This window comes from Pseudalkalibacillus hwajinpoensis (assembly GCF_015234585.1).
Classification (GTDB): domain Bacteria; phylum Bacillota; class Bacilli; order Bacillales; family Guptibacillaceae; genus Guptibacillus; species Guptibacillus hwajinpoensis_B.
Map to the genome: position 1 here is coordinate 1587369 of NZ_JADFCM010000001.1, position 18878 is coordinate 1606246.

At 40.3% G+C, this 18878-nt stretch carries 19 protein-coding genes; 18 read left to right on the forward strand and 1 reads right to left on the reverse strand.

Annotated features, from left to right (window positions below):
• Positions 1 to 2 precede the first annotated feature (2 nt).
• From grpE to deoC, 7 genes are all read left to right on the forward strand, one after another.
• On the forward strand, positions 3 to 575 hold the full coding sequence (gene grpE / locus IQ283_RS07690; RefSeq protein ID WP_194219499.1) for a nucleotide exchange factor GrpE: 573 nt from the start codon (positions 3 to 5) through the stop codon (positions 573 to 575).
• A gap of 31 nt (positions 576 to 606) precedes the next feature.
• The gene (gene dnaK, locus IQ283_RS07695; protein WP_194219500.1) at positions 607 to 2439 is read left to right on the forward strand and encodes a molecular chaperone DnaK; all 1833 of its coding nucleotides are present in this window, start codon (positions 607 to 609) and stop codon (positions 2437 to 2439) included.
• A gap of 348 nt (positions 2440 to 2787) precedes the next feature.
• Positions 2788 to 3897, forward strand: a complete 1110-nt coding sequence (gene dnaJ / locus IQ283_RS07700; RefSeq protein ID WP_194219501.1) for a molecular chaperone DnaJ — start codon at positions 2788 to 2790, stop codon at positions 3895 to 3897.
• Positions 3898 to 3995: 98 nt separating this feature from the next.
• Positions 3996 to 4940, forward strand: coding sequence for a 50S ribosomal protein L11 methyltransferase (prmA, locus tag IQ283_RS07705; RefSeq protein ID WP_194219502.1), 945 nt, complete (start codon positions 3996 to 3998; stop codon positions 4938 to 4940).
• Positions 4941 to 4952: 12 nt separating this feature from the next.
• The gene (locus IQ283_RS07710; protein ID WP_194219503.1) at positions 4953 to 5705 is read left to right on the forward strand and encodes a 16S rRNA (uracil(1498)-N(3))-methyltransferase; all 753 of its coding nucleotides are present in this window, start codon (positions 4953 to 4955) and stop codon (positions 5703 to 5705) included.
• 4 nt (positions 5706 to 5709) lie between these two features.
• Entirely contained in the window at positions 5710 to 7065 is a 1356-nt protein-coding gene (gene mtaB, locus IQ283_RS07715) for a tRNA (N(6)-L-threonylcarbamoyladenosine(37)-C(2))-methylthiotransferase MtaB (protein WP_194219504.1), read from the forward strand.
• Between the two features lie 59 nt (positions 7066 to 7124).
• Positions 7125 to 7796, forward strand: a complete 672-nt coding sequence (gene deoC, locus IQ283_RS07720; protein ID WP_194219505.1) for a deoxyribose-phosphate aldolase — start codon at positions 7125 to 7127, stop codon at positions 7794 to 7796.
• A 143-nt stretch (positions 7797 to 7939) separates the two neighbouring features.
• On the opposite strand, the gene IQ283_RS07725 is transcribed toward deoC, so the two are convergent.
• Complete coding sequence (locus IQ283_RS07725; protein WP_242057265.1) at positions 7940 to 8875, reverse strand: Na/Pi symporter; 936 nt, start codon at positions 8873 to 8875, stop codon at positions 7940 to 7942.
• A gap of 310 nt (positions 8876 to 9185) precedes the next feature.
• On the opposite strand from IQ283_RS07725, the gene rpsU reads away from it, so the two are divergent.
• From rpsU to IQ283_RS07780, 11 genes are all read left to right on the forward strand, one after another.
• Complete coding sequence (rpsU, locus tag IQ283_RS07730) at positions 9186 to 9362, forward strand: 30S ribosomal protein S21 (protein WP_048312787.1); 177 nt, start codon at positions 9186 to 9188, stop codon at positions 9360 to 9362.
• A 17-nt stretch (positions 9363 to 9379) separates the two neighbouring features.
• Positions 9380 to 9823: a GatB/YqeY domain-containing protein gene (locus IQ283_RS07735; RefSeq protein ID WP_194219507.1), complete on the forward strand. Its 444-nt coding sequence runs from the start codon at positions 9380 to 9382 to the stop codon at positions 9821 to 9823.
• Positions 9824 to 10233: 410 nt separating this feature from the next.
• Positions 10234 to 11535, forward strand: coding sequence for an NfeD family protein (locus tag IQ283_RS07740; protein WP_194219508.1), 1302 nt, complete (start codon positions 10234 to 10236; stop codon positions 11533 to 11535).
• A 21-nt stretch (positions 11536 to 11556) separates the two neighbouring features.
• Complete coding sequence (floA, locus tag IQ283_RS07745) at positions 11557 to 12546, forward strand: flotillin-like protein FloA (protein WP_194219509.1); 990 nt, start codon at positions 11557 to 11559, stop codon at positions 12544 to 12546.
• Positions 12547 to 12581: 35 nt separating this feature from the next.
• A complete protein-coding gene (locus tag IQ283_RS07750) occupies positions 12582 to 13046 on the forward strand; it encodes a hypothetical protein (RefSeq protein WP_194219510.1) in 465 nt (154 codons plus the stop codon).
• Between the two features lie 154 nt (positions 13047 to 13200).
• Complete coding sequence (gene yqfC / locus IQ283_RS07755; RefSeq protein WP_194219511.1) at positions 13201 to 13491, forward strand: sporulation protein YqfC; 291 nt, start codon at positions 13201 to 13203, stop codon at positions 13489 to 13491.
• A gap of 46 nt (positions 13492 to 13537) precedes the next feature.
• Positions 13538 to 14725 (forward strand): sporulation protein YqfD, encoded by a 1188-nt coding sequence (gene yqfD, locus IQ283_RS07760; RefSeq protein ID WP_194219512.1) that lies wholly within the window; start codon positions 13538 to 13540, stop codon positions 14723 to 14725.
• Positions 14726 to 14731: 6 nt separating this feature from the next.
• Positions 14732 to 15694, forward strand: coding sequence for a PhoH family protein (locus tag IQ283_RS07765; RefSeq protein WP_194219513.1), 963 nt, complete (start codon positions 14732 to 14734; stop codon positions 15692 to 15694).
• A gap of 201 nt (positions 15695 to 15895) precedes the next feature.
• A complete protein-coding gene (locus tag IQ283_RS07770) occupies positions 15896 to 18025 on the forward strand; it encodes an HD family phosphohydrolase (protein WP_194219651.1) in 2130 nt (709 codons plus the stop codon).
• A complete protein-coding gene (gene ybeY / locus IQ283_RS07775; RefSeq protein WP_194219514.1) occupies positions 18022 to 18495 on the forward strand; it encodes an rRNA maturation RNase YbeY in 474 nt (157 codons plus the stop codon). The genes IQ283_RS07770 and ybeY overlap by 4 nt, the downstream gene beginning before the upstream one ends.
• On the forward strand, positions 18479 to 18868 hold the full coding sequence (locus IQ283_RS07780; RefSeq protein WP_194219515.1) for a diacylglycerol kinase family protein: 390 nt from the start codon (positions 18479 to 18481) through the stop codon (positions 18866 to 18868). Before ybeY ends, IQ283_RS07780 begins: the two co-directional genes overlap by 17 nt.
• The last annotated feature ends 10 nt before the right edge of the window (positions 18869 to 18878 follow it).

Genomic DNA, 18878 nt, shown 5'->3' on the forward strand with positions numbered 1-18878 from the left:
TCGTGGAAAAGCAAAACAGTCATCAAGAGGAAGAAGAACTTCTAACTGAAGAGGAAGAGAATCTTGAGCAAAATGCTGAAGAGAATGATGAACCTGAAGTGATTGAAGTATCTGAAACCAATGAAAATGAAGAGCTTGAGAACTTGCAACAGCAGGTTGAAGAGCTTGAGAATAAATATATGCGCACTCAGGCAGAATACGATAACTTCCGCCGCAGAACGCGTGAAGAACGAAATGCAGATGCAAAATACCGTTCTCAAAAATTAGCTGAAGGGTTACTCCCAGCTATGGATAATTTCGAACGTGCACTAGCTGTTCAAAGCGATAGTGAGCAAGTAACGTCATTGCTTACCGGAATGGAAATGGTGTATCGTCAGTTGAAAGAGGCACTTGCTAATGAAGGTGTCGAAGAAATTGGTTCTGTAGGAGAAGCATTCAACCCGCATCTCCATCAGGCTGTCATGCAGGTTGAATCAGATGAACATGATTCAGATGTGGTTGTAGAGGTCTTACAAAAAGGCTATCAACTAAACGATCGCGTCCTTCGACCAGCAATGGTAAAGGTAAGCTCTTAACTACATATTAAGAAATAGGAGGTAGAATGTAATGAGTAAAATTATCGGTATTGACTTAGGTACAACAAACTCTTGTATTGCAGTAATGGAAGGCGGAGAAGCTACCGTTATCCCGAACCCGGAAGGTAGCCGTACAACTCCATCTGTCGTTGCATTTAAAGATGAAGAACGTCTAGTAGGTGAAGTTGCGAAGCGTCAAGCAATCACAAACCCAAACACAATTCAATCCATTAAGCGTCATATGGGTACTGATCATAAAGAAGACGTTGAGGGTAAATCATTTTCTCCTCAAGAAATTTCTGCGATCATTCTTCAGAAGCTAAAATCTTACGCTGAAGATTATCTTGGTGAAGGCGTTGAAAAAGCGGTTATTACAGTGCCTGCTTACTTTAACGATGCTGAGCGTCAAGCAACAAAAGATGCTGGTAAAATCGCTGGACTTGAAGTAGAGCGTATTGTAAACGAACCAACTGCTGCAGCGCTTGCTTACGGTCTTGATAAAGAAGATGAAGATCAAACAATCCTAGTATTTGACCTTGGTGGCGGTACTTTTGACGTATCGATCCTTGAACTTGGCGGAGGCGTATTTGAAGTTAAGTCTACTGCTGGTGATAACCGTCTTGGTGGTGACGACTTTGACCAAGTTATTATCGATCATCTAGTAGCTGAATTTAAGAAAGATACTGGTGTTGACCTAGGTCAGGATAAAATGGCACTACAACGTTTGAAAGACGCTGCTGAAAAAGCGAAGAAAGATCTTTCAGGCGTAGCACAAACGCAAATTTCTCTTCCATTTATCACAGCAGATGCTTCAGGACCTAAACACCTAGAGCTTAACCTGACTCGTGCTAAGTTCGAAGAGCTTTCTGCAAATCTTGTAGAACGTACAATGGCACCTACTCGCCAGGCTCTTAAAGATGCTGGAATGTCACCATCTGAACTTGATAAAGTTATTCTTGTTGGTGGTTCTACTCGTATTCCTGCAGTACAAGATGCTATTAAAAAAGAAACTGGACAGGATCCACATAAAGGCGTTAACCCTGATGAAGTTGTTGCTCTTGGTGCTGCAATTCAAGCTGGTGTAATTGCTGGTGATGTGAAGGACGTTGTTCTTCTTGACGTAACTCCACTTTCTCTTGGTATTGAAACAATGGGTGGCGTATTTACGAAGCTTATTGAACGTAATACAACCATTCCAACTAGTAAGTCACAGACATTCTCAACTGCTGCTGATAACCAGCCATCAGTGGACATTCATGTACTTCAAGGTGAGCGTGAAATGGCTCAGTATAACAAGACTCTTGGTCGCTTCCAGTTAACTGACATTCCTCCAGCTCCACGAGGAACTCCGCAAATCGAAGTTTCATTTGATATCGACAAAAACGGTATCGTGAACGTTCGTGCGAAGGATCTTGGTACGAATAAAGAACAGTCTATTACAATCAAATCTTCAAGCGGTCTTTCAGATGACGAAATTGAAAACATGGTGAAAGACGCTGAAGCTAACGCTGAAGAAGATAAGCAGCGTCGTGAAGAAGTTGAAACACGTAACGAAGCTGATCAGCTCGTATTCACTACTGATAAAACTCTAAAAGACCTTGAAGGTCAAGTAGAGGAAGAAGAAGTGACAAAAGCTAATGAAGCAAAAGATAAAGTGAAAGCAGCTCTTGAAAATGATGACATTGAAGCAATTCGCACTGCGAAAGATGAGCTTCAAGAAATCGTTCAAGCCTTATCAATGAAAGTCTATGAGCAGGCTGCACAAGCTCAACAGGCTCAAGCTGGCGAAGAAGGCGGAGCTGAACAAGCTGATGATAACGTCGTTGATGCTGAGTATGAAGAGGTAGACGACGACAAAAAGTAAGAAGATGATACGAAAAAAAGTCAAAGTCAGGCGTATCTTGACTTTGACTTTTTTCGTTTAAAATGAAATGCAAACCATTCAATTCTATATAATACGTATGCTAAGAATGTTGTTTGCGGTTGAACAATAACTAATCACAGATCACGTTTTCTCTATACTTGAAAAATTCTAAAAAATCGGGTGGAAGTGATAGGTTGAGGTAATATTCACCAATTAACTTTTGGGGTTATTATCCAACTTCACCCAATTTACTATTAGCGTTCACTGGTGCTTACGATAGAGTATTGCAGAGCGTATAAACTCAATGATATGATAAACGTTATGTGAAGAGAATCGGGAGTGGATACGATGAGTAAACGAGATTATTATGAAGTGCTGGGCGTTAGTAAGGATGCTTCTGATGCCGAGCTGAAAAAAGCTTATCGAAAGCTTGCTAAGCAATATCACCCAGACATCAACCAGGAGCCGGGTGCAGATGAGAAGTTTAAAGAAGTAACGGAAGCTTATGAAGTATTAAGTGACTCTCAGAAAAAAGCTCAGTACGATCAGTTTGGGCACGCAGATCCAAATCAAGGATTTGGTGGCGGAGGAGCTGACTTCGGTGGCTTTGGCGACATTTTTGATATGTTCTTTGGTGGCGGAGGTCGCCGTAATCCAAATGCTCCGAGACAGGGTGCTGACCTTCAGTATTCAATGGAACTAACTTTTGAAGAAGCGGCATTTGGTAAAGAGACGGATATCTTTATTCCGAAAGAAGAAGAATGTTCAACATGTGATGGTTCTGGGGCAAAACCAGGAACTTCACCTGAAACTTGTTCACACTGTGGTGGCGCTGGTCAGTTGAATGTGGAGCAAAATACTCCGTTTGGCCGAGTAGTTAATCGTCGCGTATGTCATCACTGTGAAGGTACAGGCAAACTTATTAAAGATAAGTGTAAGACGTGTCGCGGTAAAGGGAAAGTTGAAGTTAAAAAGAAAATTCACGTTAAACTCCCTGCAGGAATCGATGAAGGTCAACAAATCCGCATAACTGGAAAAGGGGAAGCTGGCGTTAACGGTGGACCTCCAGGAGACTTATTTGTAGTTGTTTATGTGAGATCACATGACTTTTACGAACGTAGTGGCGATGATGTGTTATGTCAGATGCCGATCACCTTCTCACAAGCCGGTCTTGGAGATGAAATTGAAGTGCCGACCCTTCATGGTAAAGTGAAGCTTAAAGTGCCAGCTGGTACACAAAGTGGAACTAATTTCCGTTTAAAAGGGAAAGGTATTCAGAACGTACGTGGTTATGGCCAGGGAGATCAACATGTTAAAATTCAAGTGATTACTCCTAAGCACTTAACTGATCGACAAAAAGAGCTTCTACGGGAGTTTAGTGAAATTTCAGGACAGGTACCTGACGAACAGCATGAGAATTTTTTCTCTAAAGTGAAAAAGGCGTTCAAAGGAGAATAAGTAAGGTGAAAGCTGGTAACAGATTGCAGGCTACTACTTCAAGTGGCCTGCCTGTTTCCTTTCCGAAAAAAAGGATCCAAAAGAGGAGTGGGCAATGAATGAAATGGTCTGAGATAAGCATTCATACGACAAACGAAGCAATTGAAGCAGTATCAAACATTCTACATGAAGCAGGTGCCAGTGGGGTAGTCATTGAAGACCCAATGGATCTTGTGAAAGTATGGGATACTACTTTCGGAGAGGTTTATCAGCTCAATCCAGATGATTATCCTGAAGAAGGCGTTATCTTGAAAGCTTACTTGCCTGTCAATAGTTTTCTTGGTGAAACGGTTGAACAAATTAAAGAAGCGATTAATGGACTACTTGTCTATGATATTGATTTAGGGCATAACACTGTTCAAATCAGTGAAGTGAATGAGGAAGAATGGGCTACAGCGTGGAAAAAATATTATAAACCTGTCAAAATATCTGAACGAATTACGATTACACCCACATGGGAAGATTACAAGCCTGTCACAACAGATGAAATTATTATTGAGCTTGATCCTGGCATGGCTTTCGGTACAGGAACACATCCGACAACGGTATTGTGTGTTCAAGCGCTTGAAAAAATCATTGAGCCGGGTCAGCGTGTGATTGACGTTGGTACGGGGTCAGGTGTTTTAAGTATCGCGGCTGCTAGTCTTGGCGCTGAATCAGTTGATGCTCTTGACCTTGATGAAATAGCTGTTAAAAGTGCTGCGTTAAATACTAAATTAAATAAAGTTCATCACAAAATTAATGTCAGTCAAAATAATCTTCTTGAGGGTATTGATGAAACTTACGATGTCATTGTCGCTAATTTACTTTCAGAAATTATTATTCGCTTTACAGACGATGTGGCTCGCGTCCTTAAACCAGGTGGTGCATTTATCACCTCGGGTATTATCTCTGCGAAAAAGCAGGAAGTAAAACAGTCGATCATTGAACAGGGTCTTATCATTGAAGAAACGCTCCAAATGGAAGATTGGGTTGCGTTTATTGCCAGAAAACCCCACGAGTAAGGAGGTAGAACGATGCAACGATATTTCATTTCTGCCTCTCAAGTTCAAGACGATCACGTTACTATTGAAGGGGAAGATGTGAAGCACATTTCGAAAGTGATGAGAATGACAGTGGGTGACAACATCATATGTTGCACTGAAGACGGTAAATCAGCCCTATGCGAATTAGAAGAAATTAATTCGGACTTAATCAAAGCTGTTCCATTAGAATGGTTGGAGGAACAAAAGAAACTCCCTGTTCATGTTACAATTGTTCAAGGACTGCCTAAAGGAGATAAATTAGAAACTGTTATACAAAAGGGCACAGAACTAGGTGCGGATCAGTTTATCCCTTTTAAAGCTGAGCGTTCTATTGTAAAATGGGATGAGCAAAAAAGCGCTAAAAAGTTGCAGAGACTAAAAAAAATTGCAAAAGAAGCGGCTGAACAATCCCATCGAACAACCATTCCATCGATTGAAATGCCTTATTCCATTTCATCACTTATTAAAGCAAGTGAGTCTTATGATTATAAATTAATTGCTTATGAAGAGGAAGCGAGAGCAGGAGAAACTGCTACGCTTGTTCAAACGCTTCACGAGGCAAATGTGAATGACCGAATAATGGTCGTATTTGGACCAGAGGGCGGACTTTCAGATAATGAAGTAGCGAGTTTAATTCAAGCTGGTTTTGCTTCATGTGGACTTGGTCCAAGGATTTTGCGAACAGAAACGGCTGCCATGTACGTGCTGGCAGCAGTTTCTTATCATTTTGAACTAATGAGGTGATTATATGCCTTCAGTTGCTTTCCATACATTAGGCTGTAAAGTAAACCATTACGAAACTGAAGCGATTTGGCAGTTGTTTAAAGATCATGATTATGAACGCGTTGAGTTCGATCATGCATCGGATGTATATGTTATTAATACGTGCACAGTAACGAATACTGGGGATAAAAAAAGCAGACAGGTTATTCGTCGTGCGATTCGTAAAAATCCTGATGCCGTCATTTGTGTAACAGGTTGTTATGCTCAAACGTCACCTGCAGAAATTATGGCTATTCCTGGAGTGGATGTTGTTGTAGGAACACAGGATCGCGTTAAAATGCTTGATTATATTGAACAGTATAAGCGCGAACGAGAGCCTGTAAATGGCGTAGGCAATATTATGAAAGCGCGTGTTTATGAAGAGCTTGAAGTTCCAGCTTTTACAGATCGCACGCGAGCTTCTCTTAAAATTCAAGAAGGTTGTAACAATTTCTGTACTTTCTGTATTATTCCTTGGGCAAGAGGGCTTCTCAGATCTCGTGAACCGGAAGCGGTCATTTCACAAGCTCAACAGCTTGTTGATGCCGGTTATAAAGAAATCGTTCTAACGGGTATCCATACAGCAGGGTATGGAGAGGATTTGAAAGATTACAACTTTGCTCAGCTTCTTCGTGACCTTGATGCTAAAGTGAAAGGTCTTAAGCGAATTCGGATTTCTTCTATTGAAGCCAGTCAGGTAACTGATGAAGTGATCGAAGTATTGAATCAATCTGAAAAAGTTGTTCCACATCTTCATATACCGCTTCAATCTGGATCCAATACAGTATTACAGCGAATGAGAAGAAAGTATACGATGGAAATGTTTGGTGAGCGCTTAGAGCGTTTGAAAAAAGCACTTCCGGGATTAGCAATTACGTCCGACGTTATTGTCGGCTTTCCTGGTGAAACAGATGAGGAATTTAAAGAGACATATGACTTTATTGCAAAGCATAAATTCTCGGAACTTCACGTTTTCCCATTTTCAAAGAGAACAGGCACGCCTGCAGCTCGGATGGAAGACCAGGTTGATGATGAAGTTAAGAACAAGCGCGTTCATCATTTAATTGAGCTTTCGAATCAACTTGCGAAAGAGTACGCGTCCCATTATGAAGGTGAAGTGCTTGAGGTAATTCCAGAAGAGAAGTACAAGGATGACCCAGAATCAAACTTATTCGTTGGTTATTCAGCGAACTATATGAAAGTAATTTTCGAAGCATCTGAAGAAATGATTGGAAAAATTGTTAAAGTGAAAATCACTAAACCAGGATATCCTTATAATGAAGGTCAATTTGTTCGCGTTATGAACGAGGACGAGCCAACTGCTGCAGTTGCTTCATTTTAAGCTAATGGGCTGAACCCTTAAATTAGCCTAACTAAAACAGAATCGGAAGGATGACTATCATGAATAAAGAACTAGCAAAAATGATTGATCACACAGCACTAAAACCAGATACTAGCAGAGCGCAGATCGAAAAGCTTTGTGAAGAAGCAAGAGAATTTAATTTTGCTTCAGTTTGCGTTAATCCTACTTGGGTTTCCCTCGCTGCGGAAATGTTGCAAGGTGCTGAAGCTAAAGTTTGTACAGTAATTGGTTTCCCTCTAGGAGCCGTTACAACAGAAACAAAAGCCTTCGAAACAAATGATGCGATTCAAAAGGGTGCTACTGAAGTAGATATGGTTATTAACATTGGTGCACTTAAAGACGGAAATAACGACCTTGTAGAGCAAGATATCAATGCTGTTGTTGAAGCGGCAAAAGGTAAGGCGCTTGTTAAGGTAATTATTGAGACTTGTCTTCTAACTGATGAAGAAAAAACACGCGCGTGTGAGCTTTCGGTAAAAGCTGGGGCTGACTATGTTAAGACATCAACTGGTTTTTCAACTGGTGGAGCTACAGTTGAAGATATTAAACTAATGAGAAATACAGTTGGGCCGAACATTGGTGTGAAAGCTTCTGGAGGAGTTCGCGACCTAGAAGGTTCTCAAGCTATGATTGATGCAGGAGCTACACGTATTGGAGCTAGTGCTGGAGTCAAAATTGTTCAAGGTGAAACAGCAGATACGGATTATTAATATAACGACCCCATGACTTCTATTAACAGAAGTGATGGGGTTTTTTAGATATTATGAAGGATAGGGATTATGGTTTTCTCAGTAGATAATAAGGTGACAGTCTATTGAACGAAACCCGAGAATTTATGCTGAAGTCGCTAGCTTTATATTAAAATGTTTCTTGAGTGTATTCTTTCAATTGATAGGGCTAACAAACCAGTTACAGGTAAAAATAGTAAAGAAGACAAGACGTTAAAGAGAATAGAAACGTGAGCAAGTTGAACGTCAGGAAAGGTAGTAAGGGTAGAAGCTATCGTGCCAAAAATCCCTATTAACGGATAGAAGATGACTACACCTATAATGTTTATCCAAACGTGAGCATAAGCAGCAAGTTTAGCTTCTGTACTGCTTCCAATACTTGCTATGACCGCTGTGATACAAGTGCCGATATTCGCTCCATAAAGGATGGCGATCGCTGAGGAAAGAGTAAGTAAGTCCTGATTAATAAAGCTCATTGTAATTCCCGTTGTTGCTGTACTTGATTGGATGACTGCAGTTAATAATGTCCCAATTCCAATACCATACATAAGATTTGAATTCGTATTATGGATAACATCTTTAATAAATGATAAAGTCGATAAAGGTATAGCAAGTGCTTCTAGCCCATGCATAGCAACGAAAATGCAACCTAAGCCGAACAGAACTGTTCCAATGCTGAAAAGCAGCTGTTTTCTAACTTGAAGCAAGATAAAGCCGCTCAGTAATAGCGGTATGACAAGTTGATCAGGATTAAGAGTCATTAATTCAGCTGTAATGGTAGTCCCAATATTCGTGCCAAGAATAATTCCAATTGACTGTCTAAAGGTAAGCAGCTTAGCCGCAATTAAGCTTATTGTAATGACCATAACAGCAGAGCTGCTTTGTAACAGGGCTGTTATAACAGCGCCGGTAATAAGTCCGCGTAAAGGCGTTGAAGCAGCCCGATAAAGCCATGTTTGTAGCCTGGAACTGGAGATGGTATTTAGTCCAACGCGGAGCACAGCCATTCCAAAAAGAAAAATACTAATGAAGACGATGAAAGATGCAATATATTGACTCAATTTAGGCACTTCCCCTTTCCAATGAAAGTTTATGGACAGGATCCGTGTTACATGCTCGTTTTTTCTCATTGCTATGGAAAAAAGTTTTCATTATAACCACCGCTCATTCTATTAGTAAAATTTTCTCTTAGTTGCGGTTTTAAAGCAATCATGAGTGAAAGACGAAAAAATCTTTAATAAGACTAAAAGAAATAAAATATACGAAAGAAATGTTGATAAACAGGACGGGATGTATTATAATTGCAGGTGACATGTCTTTGTTAGAAAGTCATGTGTTATGATTGTCTATGTTTTGGAGGGAGGGATAGAGATGGCGGAAACTCGCGTGCGTAAGAACGAGTCGATCGATGATGCTCTGCGTCGCTTCAAGAGAACGGTTTCTAAAGAAGGCACTATGGCTGAAGTAAAGAAGCGCAAGCACTATGAAAAGCCAAGTGTAAAGCGTAAAAAGAAATCTGAGGCAGCAAGGAAAAAGCGTAAGTTCTAAGAGAGGGTGTTAGGTCAGTGAGTCTAAATGACCGTTTAACAGCAGATATGAAAGTAGCGATGAAGAACAAAGAGAAGAACAAACTATCTGTTATTCGGATGGTGAAATCTTCAATTCAGAATGAATCCATTAAACTGGGTCATGATTTAACTGAAGAGGAAGAACTTACCGTTCTCACTCGCGAAGTCAAGCAACGTAAAGACTCCCTCCTTGAATTTGAAAAAGCTGGCCGAAGTGATCTTGTGCAGAATCTCGATGAAGAGCTGTCGATTTTATCTGTCTACCTGCCGAAACAACTCTCTGAAGAAGAAGTTGACCAGATTGTTCAGAAAGTTATTTCTGAAACTGGCGCGTCTTCAAAGAAAGATATGGGTATGGTAATGGGTGCGCTAATGCCTCGAGTAAAAGGCAAAGCGGACGGCGGACTTGTTAATCGTCTTGTACAAAAAAACTTATCATAAAGTGATGCTGTCACTTTAGAAGATTATATTTTTCTAAAGATGACTAGTTGAAACAATCAGACCTTAAGACTTGACTGGGGGTTCACTTCCCTGTTAAAGAGAAGATGAACTTAGTTATGTCTTAAGTGTTGGATAAATATGATCAAGCGCAAACACGCCCTGTATGAACAGGGCGTGTTTTTTTATCAACGCTCGCTCATACAAACGAAACAAATGAACAGAAATAATAGTTATGTCATATTTCAAACAATTTCGATCCATATGCCATTTCAAACTAGTATTTTCTAAATCCTTTTGTCATACTAAAGATATTCTTCTACATAAAATTGAAACTTCATGATGATCTCATTCGTATACTTAGGAAGTTGGAGGGAGGGATCACTATCGGAAAAAACATAGTCAGGTTTTTAATGTGTATTTGCTTCATGATGATGGTTTTTCTTCCGTTCTTTGGAGAGTTAGTTTTGGGTGAAGGCGAAGGAGATCTCGTTACATTTATACCTGTTGAGCAGGAAGTGGAGCGAGGGTTGGAAGCATTTCTAAAACGGTCGATCCAGGATGCGGAGGACCAGGGAGCTGATCACATTGTGTTAGAAATTAACACGCCTGGAGGGGCAGTGAATGCGGCTGATAATATTGCCAAGATTATGAAAGCATCAGACGTTCCGATTACAGCATATGTTACGAATCGAGCACTTTCAGCTGGCGCTTATATTGCTTTAAATGCGGATCAGATTATTATGGAACCAGGAGCGCTTATGGGATCGGCTGCTATCATTGATCAATCTGGCAATACGGCAGGAAAGAAAGCAGAGTCTTTCTGGCATGCGGCTATGAAATCTGCCGCAGAACTTAATGATCGAGATCCAAAGTATGCGCTAGCAATGGCTGATCCTGATGTAGACCTTCCGGATTATAATGCACCTAAAGGTGAGCTTTTAACGCTTAACGATCAGGAAGCTGTGAAAGTTGGATATGCCGAAGGGACTGCAGAAGATCGCACAGAACTACTAAGCGTTCTAAATCTTAAGGATGCCGAAGTAAGTGATGCCGAAGTTAGTATTGCAGAGAGAATTGCACGCTTTGTTACAAATCCTATTATTATTCCCATCTTATTATCTATAGGGAGTTTGGGACTTGTATTGGAACTGTATTCACCTGGATTTGGAGTACCAGGATTTATGGGAGCGGGTGCTCTTCTACTGTTCTTCTTTGGTCATATGATTGCTGGTTTTGCTGGATGGGAATCTCTTCTTCTATTGATTGTCGGAGTTGTGCTGATCATCGTCGAGATATTCATTCCTGGCTTTGGAATATTCGGCGTTCTTGGGGCGGTAGGCGTTGTGGCGAGTATTGTTCTTGCTTCAGGACAATCGATGCAATACGTTTTAATTGCGGTCCTTATTGCCGTTGCCGTTACAATTGGTGGTTCTTATCTGTTCATTCGGCTGTTCGGCTATCGTGGCTTCTTCAAAAAAATTGTTCTTTCTGATTCAACGAAGTCAGAATTTGGGTATGTCTCAAATGCTACTCGGGAAGAATTGCTTGGAATGGAAGGTGTAGCGGTGACTCCGCTTAGACCATCGGGCATAGCGGAGTTTGGAGACGAACGTCTGGACGTTGTAACGGAGGGGAGTTTCTTAACAGTTGGGACAGCAGTTAAGGTTGTAAAAACAAATGGATCTAGAGTCATTGTAAGAGAAAATAAATAGTTTAAATCAGGGAGGAAAATTATGGATACTGGAACGTTAGGTTTATTAGTTATAGTAGGGTTAGTTATTATTGGTTTAGCGATTCTTTTCACGTTTGTACCTGTTATGTTGTGGATTTCAGCATTAGCAGCTGGTGTGCGAGTTAGTATTTTTAACCTTGTGGGGATGAGATTACGTCGAGTTATTCCATCACGCGTTATTAATCCGTTAATTAAAGCTGTAAAAGCGGGACTTGAGTTAAGTACAAATCAATTAGAAAGCCACTACCTTGCTGGTGGTAACGTTGACCGTGTTGTTAATGCGTTAATTGCAGCGCACCGCGCGAATATAGAACTGAGCTTTGAACGAGGCGCGGCGATTGATCTTGCGGGTAGAGATGTATTAGAAGCTGTGCAAATGAGTGTTAACCCGAAAGTGATTGAAACCCCTTTTATCGCAGGTGTTGCGATGGATGGAATTGAAGTAAAAGCAAAAGCAAGAATTACAGTGCGTGCTAACATTGACCGCCTTGTAGGTGGAGCTGGTGAAGATACTGTTATTGCTCGAGTAGGCGAAGGTATTGTTAGTACAATTGGTTCTTCTGGAAATCATAAGAAGGTACTTGAGAACCCAGATATGATTTCTCATACGGTTCTTTCCAAAGGGTTAGATGCAGGTACGGCATTTGAGATTCTCTCAATCGATATTGCTGACATTGATATCGGTAAAAATATCGGTGCGGTTCTACAAACGGATCAAGCTGAAGCAGATAAAAATATTGCGCAAGCGAAAGCTGAAGAGCGTCGTGCGATGGCTGTTGCCCAAGAGCAAGAAATGCGCGCTCGCGTAGAGGAAATGCGTGCTAAAGTTGTTGAAGCAGAGGCTGAGGTACCGATGGCAATGGCTGAAGCCCTAAGAGCTGGTAATATTGGAGTAATGGACTATATGAATTTAAAGAACATTGAAGCAGATACAGATATGCGTGACATGATTGGGAAACCGAATCAGGAAGAAGATGAGGATGATCGCTAAACTGTTTCCTAAGTCCTGTGGTGGAGGTGATCTTGTTGGATAATCTGATTGAACTGCTTCTAAATAATTTTGTTTTTGTGTTGGTCGCTATTGGGGGAATTATTAGTTTCCTTAAGCGAATGGGCAGTGAGGAAGAAAAACAGAAATCGAAACCCGCTGCTAACAATCGCCAGCAATCACAAAGACGGAGAGAGCAGGGAAATACCGCCTCAGGCCGTTCAGAGTATAATGGGATAGGGGAAGAGGAAACTCCTCAATCTGAGACTGTCAGTGCTTATCAAGAAGCTCTAGGACGGATGGCGAAGCGGGAGAATCGATATTCAGAGAATGATATTAAAGTTCAAAAGAATGTGAAGCAAACTTCTTATAAGAATGATAAGAATCTTTCGATAAATAAGAAGAATGTAAGGGATGGTATAATCTGGTCGGAAATCCTTGGGCCGCCGCGCTCAAGAAAACCGCATCCCTCGATGATAAGCATGAAACAGATGAAGAAATAAAATGTTCAAAAGACGCCGATTGGCGTCTTTTTTTGTTGGAGCGCGATCATTCATTTTAAGTTTGCATAAGATGAGAACAGGATTTTTAATCAAATGTAAGTGGGATAGTTTTGCGATTCTTTTCATAAAGATGAAGGGAGAGGGGGGAGCATCCATGGCAAAGTGGAAGCATGGTCTAAAAAGCTGGTTAACCCGAAGGTTAGAGCTTCCTGCAGATGCAGTCATGGATTTACCACGAATAACCATGGTAGGGCAGCTGCATATCTACATAGAGAATCATCAAGGTGTTTTAAAATTCTCTAATGAAGAAGTTCGCCTCCTTCTTAAGAATGGCCAATTGTTGATTAAAGGAAAAGATTTTATGCTTAAGACAATTCTTCCAGAAGAGATACTTCTTGAGGGTAAAATTGAACATGTTTCTTACCTTGATCGACCTAATAACTGATGAGAAGCCTTATGATATCCTCAGGCTGACTATACAGGAGGCTGCTATGAAGGAATACTTACGAGAACTTTTTTCAGGATTTGTTCGAATTAAAGTAGTGGGTTCTTATTCAGAACTCTTTATTAATCGGTGTATTGAGTACAACATACCAATTTGGGATATCGTTCGTCTGGATAAAGATACTATTATTCTTTCGCTCTATACTTCTGATGTAAAGAGAATTAGGCCGCACTTAAAGAGGACAAGGTGTAGAATTCGAATTCATGAAAGAAAAGGTTTTCCATTTGTAATTAAAAGGATCATATATTCTAGAGGCTTTCTCAGTGGAGTAATTGGATGTTTAGTATTGATATTCATTTTATCGAACATGGTTTGGTCTATTACAGTAAACGGTGCTACACCTGAAGTGGAGCATAAACTAAAGCAGGCAGCAGTCGAGCTAGGAGTAAAGAAGGGTAAATTTATCTTTCAATTGCCTTCTAATCAAGAGCTTCAGCGCGAGATTACAGAGAGTTTAGAAGAAATTACGTGGGTTGGTGTTAAGCAAAGCGGGACTACCTATCATTTCGAAGTTGTGCAAAAGCAGCTTCCTGAAAAAGAACCTGCGCTAAGTCCGAGGCATATCGTTGCGAATAAGAAAGCGATCATTACAAAAATGTATGTTGAGGAAGGTCAGGCGCAGGTAGAGGAAAACACATATGTCAAACCGGGTCAATTGCTTATTTCAGGCTTTATTGGAAAAGAAGATAAGAGTGAACTTGTTCCTGCAAGAGGCGAAGTTTATGGAAAGACGTGGTATGTAACTGATGTTTCCATTCCACTTGAATCTACTTTTCAAACAAACACAGGAGAATCAGAAACGAAATACGCGATTGGATTGTTTGGCTTACGCATCCCAATATGGGGCTTCTCTAAACCAGATTTTGAACACTACGAAGAGCTCAAAAGAGAGACTGATTTTCATTTTTTGAAGTGGGAAATCCCGATAGCTTTTCAAACGACTGAGGTGCTGGCAACAAAGGAAGTGACAAGAAAATACACAGAAAAAGAAGCACTGAATGCGGCGCGTAGTGTTAGTCGGGAGGACATCCTAAATAAAACCTCCAAAGAAGCTGAAATTAAAGAGGAAAAGATTTTGCACCATGAGGTAGAGAATGGTAAAGTAAACGTAAAGATACACTATGAAGTAATAGAAGAGATCGGGAAAGACATACCGATTATTCAAGGAGATTGATGGCTATTGGCAGAATCTTATGTTGATCTTACATTGCAGTTAGAAAATTCTAATGAAGCTCAAAGCTTATTTGGTCCTGGCGATGAGCATTTAAAGATAATTGAGGAATCACTTGAAGTTTCACTTGTTACTCGTGGAGAAGGCATATCCGTAAAAGGTAATGAAGAAACCATCGCCATGGTAAAGGAAGTTGTCCACACGCTTCATACCCTTATAAAACGCGGAGCAAGTATCTCAGGGAGAGATGTCGTTTATGCTTGTCAACTTGTTCAACAGGGAATGCTAGATCAGCTTCTTGAACTTTACCAAGAAGAAATCACAACGAACGCTAAAGGGAAACCGATTAAAGTTAAGACGCTGGGACAGCGTCATTATGTGTCGGCTATGAAGAAAACCGATCTGGTATTTGGGATTGGTCCAGCTGGAACTGGTAAGACGTATCTTGCCGTTGTAATGGCGGTAACAGCTCTCAAGTACAACCAGGTGAAGAAAATTGTGCTAACTCGCCCAGCAGTTGAAGCTGGAGAGAGTCTTGGGTTTTTACCAGGGGATCTGAAGGAAAAGGTGGACCCATACTTACGCCCATTGTACGATGCGCTTCATGATGTACTTGGTGTAGAACAAACGACGCGCTTAATTGAACGTGGTACGATCGAAATTGCTCCACTTGCCTATATGAGAGGTCGGACGCTTGATGATAGCTACGTTATCTTAGATGAAGCACAAAATACAACCTCTCAGCAAATGAAAATGTTCTTAACACGATTAGGATTTGGTTCTAAAATGGTCATCACTGGAGATATAACGCAAATTGACCTTCCGAAAGGTAAAGAATCAGGCCTTGCTGCTGCCGAAAAAATCCTTAAGAGAGTAAAAGACGTTTCATTTATTTACTTACAGCAAACGGATGTGGTCCGGCACCCATTAGTTCAACGAATTATTGACGCATACGAGCATGAAACGAAATAAGCTTTCAAAGGCCCGTGAAAAACGGGTCTTTTTTTAGCCTTTAAGAATTCAACACGATACCTTTATCTTTTATGTTTTCATCAAGTTGAACTGCTTCCAATCAGTTTAACTTATTGTGAGATTCCGCTCCATTTATTAGGGAATTCTGATAAAATATGAAGAAGAGTAGTAGAGGCCAGAACTTATGAGGTGAAGAAAGCTATGGTTGCGAAGATTAAACGTCTGTTTCAGGATAATCTCCGTAATATTGAACGAATAAAAATGGTGAAATGGTCTCTTTATGGCCTGGTTGCTCTCATCATGTATTTAACGATGCTTTCAAATGTCATTCCTGAATCATTGGACGTTTCTCTTTATTCAAGAGCAGATCATGATATAGCTTCGCCTATTACGATCGAAAATAAAACAGCCACAGAAGATGAACGATCGAAAGCAGCTCAAATCGACGCAAAATATGTTTACAGAGATGAAGTTTCTCAGTCACAGGTCGATCAATTAAATGATTTGTTTTCAGGTATTGAAAAGGTTAAAAACAATGATAGTGATGACGCTGAAACGACAGAAGAGAAAATAACAGAGCTTGAATCTTTACTATCTGTGTCGATGTCAGCAGAACTTTCAAACGAAACTCTCGTCCCACTTCTTGAAGCGGAATTGTCTCAAATTAGCTTAATTAAAGAGCTGACACTATCTGAAGTAATGGAAGTCATGACTGATAGAGTGTCTATTGATAATTTAGAGCAATCTAAAACGGATGTGGAAGATCGGTTATCCCTTACTTCTCTACCTACTGAGCAGAAAAAAGCAATGATAACAGTAGCACAGCAGAGTATTGTGCCTAATTATTTTCTAGATCCAGAACAAACCGAACAAAGTCGTCAAGAAGCAATAGAAGCAGTTCAGCCGGTTATGATTCGTGAAGGCCAAATTATCGTTGAAGAAGGAGCGATGATTAACAGAGAAGTGATGGAGCAATTAAGACTAGCTGGTCTTCTTGATGAGGGGTTTGATGCAGTTCCTTATATCGGCCTTGCATTGCTAGTTGTCCTTCTTACTGGTTATTTGTATTACTTCTTTCAGGATGTAAATTCAAGAGTCCGCTCAGCCAATACAAATTTATTGATTCTCGTTCTCATTTATCTCAGCACACTGCTTGTTCTGAAACTATCGAGCTTGATGCAGGGAATTGAATTGCCGGGTATTGCTTATATTGTTCCTGTAGCGGTAGGTTCTATGCTCATCAAAATGCTCTTTAATGAACAATTAGCCATTGCATCAAGCTTCCTCTTTGGAGTGTGTGCTGGCGTGTTTTTCAACGGAGAAATAACGGGACCAATGAATGCGTCACTTGCTTTCTATGTATTGATGAGTTCATTATCGGGAGTCTTTTTCCTCGGTAAAAGAAATCATCGATCCAACATATTGAAAGCAGGATTACTAGTATCCTTAATAAACATCGTTTCAGTGGCTATATTATTAATGTTAAAGAACGGACAATACAGTGGAATCGAATTAAGCTACCATTTCTTGTTTGCTTTCGTATCAGGTTTTCTTTCATCTATGTTAACACTGGGACTTATGCCTTTCTTTGAAGCAGGTTTTAGGATCATCTCGACTACAAGATTAATCGAATTATCTAATCCAAATCATCCACTTCTGAGAAAAATTCTTGTTGAAACACCGGGAACGTATCACCATAGTGTAATGGTTGCTAACTTATCGGAGGCAGCATGTGAATCGATTGGAGCCAACGGTTTACTAGCAAGGGTGGGAGCCTATTACCACGACATTGGTAAAACAAAACGCCCCCACTTCTTCATTGAAAATCAAATGAATATGGAAAATCCGCATGATAAAATTTCTCCATATTTAAGTAAAACAATTATCGTTTCTCATGCCACTGACGGGGCGGAGATGCTTAGGATGCATCGATTGCCAAAAGAAATTGTGGATATAGCTGAACAACATCACGGAACGACACTGCTGAAGTTCTTTTATTACAAAGCAAGTGAACAATCTGATCAGCAGGTGTCTGAAGCTGAATTCCGCTATCCTGGACCAAGAGCTCAAACGAAGGAAGCCGCTGTAGTTGGAATTGCAGACTGTATCGAAGCGGCAGTGAGGTCGATGAACAAACCAAACCCTGATACCATTGAATCGCTCGTAAGAAAAATTATTACTGAAAGACTTGAAGATGGACAGTTTGACGAATGTGATTTATCTCTCAGAGAGCTCGACATTGTTGCAAAAACAATATTAGAAACATTAAATGGTATTTTTCATAGTCGAATTGAATATCCAACAGAATTAAAAAAGAAGGTGACTTCATGAATTTAACGATAGACTTTGTTGATGAGACGAACTCAATTAAAAAAGAGCAGCTTGAGATGCTCGAGAATTTATTAAACCATGCTGCAAAGGAAGAAGAGGTTAGACCGGGAAGTGAAGTGTCGGTTATGTTTGTGGATAATGAACGTATTACCGAGATCAATCGCGAATATCGTGGGAAAGATCAACCGACAGATGTCATTTCCTTCGCACTTGATGATGAGGAAGAGGGAGAAGAACCGCTTATTATTGGTGAAGAACTACCGCATTTACTCGGAGAAATTGTTATTTCCGTTCCAAAAATAGAGGATCAAGCTACTGAATATGGACATAGTTTTGAGCGGGAGCTTGGCTTTTTAAGTGTTCATGGTTTTCTTCATTTACTGGGTTATGATCATATGACCGAGGAAGATGAGAAAGAAATGTTCGGAAAACAAAAAGTGCTGTTAGAACAATATGGCCTCACGAGATAATCGGTCGAGGTTGTTACGGTTTTTACGTAGCTTTCTATATGCTTCACAAGGCTTTCGTTATTTAGTGAAAAATGAACAAAATTTTCTATTTCATCTTATTGCAGGTAGTTTCGTTCTGATAGCGGGGCTAATTCTTGAGCTATCTGTGATAAAGATGAGCATATTATTAACTGTAATCGGTATCATGTTAAGCTTAGAAGCGTTAAATACAGGGATTGAGAGATCGATTGACTTAATTACCGAAAAAGAACATCCTATAGCGAAAGTAGCAAAAGATGTTTCAGCCGCTGCAGTCTTTCTTTTTGCGGTCATTTCAGTTATAATCGGTATCCTTCTCTTTTTCGAACCGATTGTTCACTTGTTTCAGTCATAAGGAGGAATAG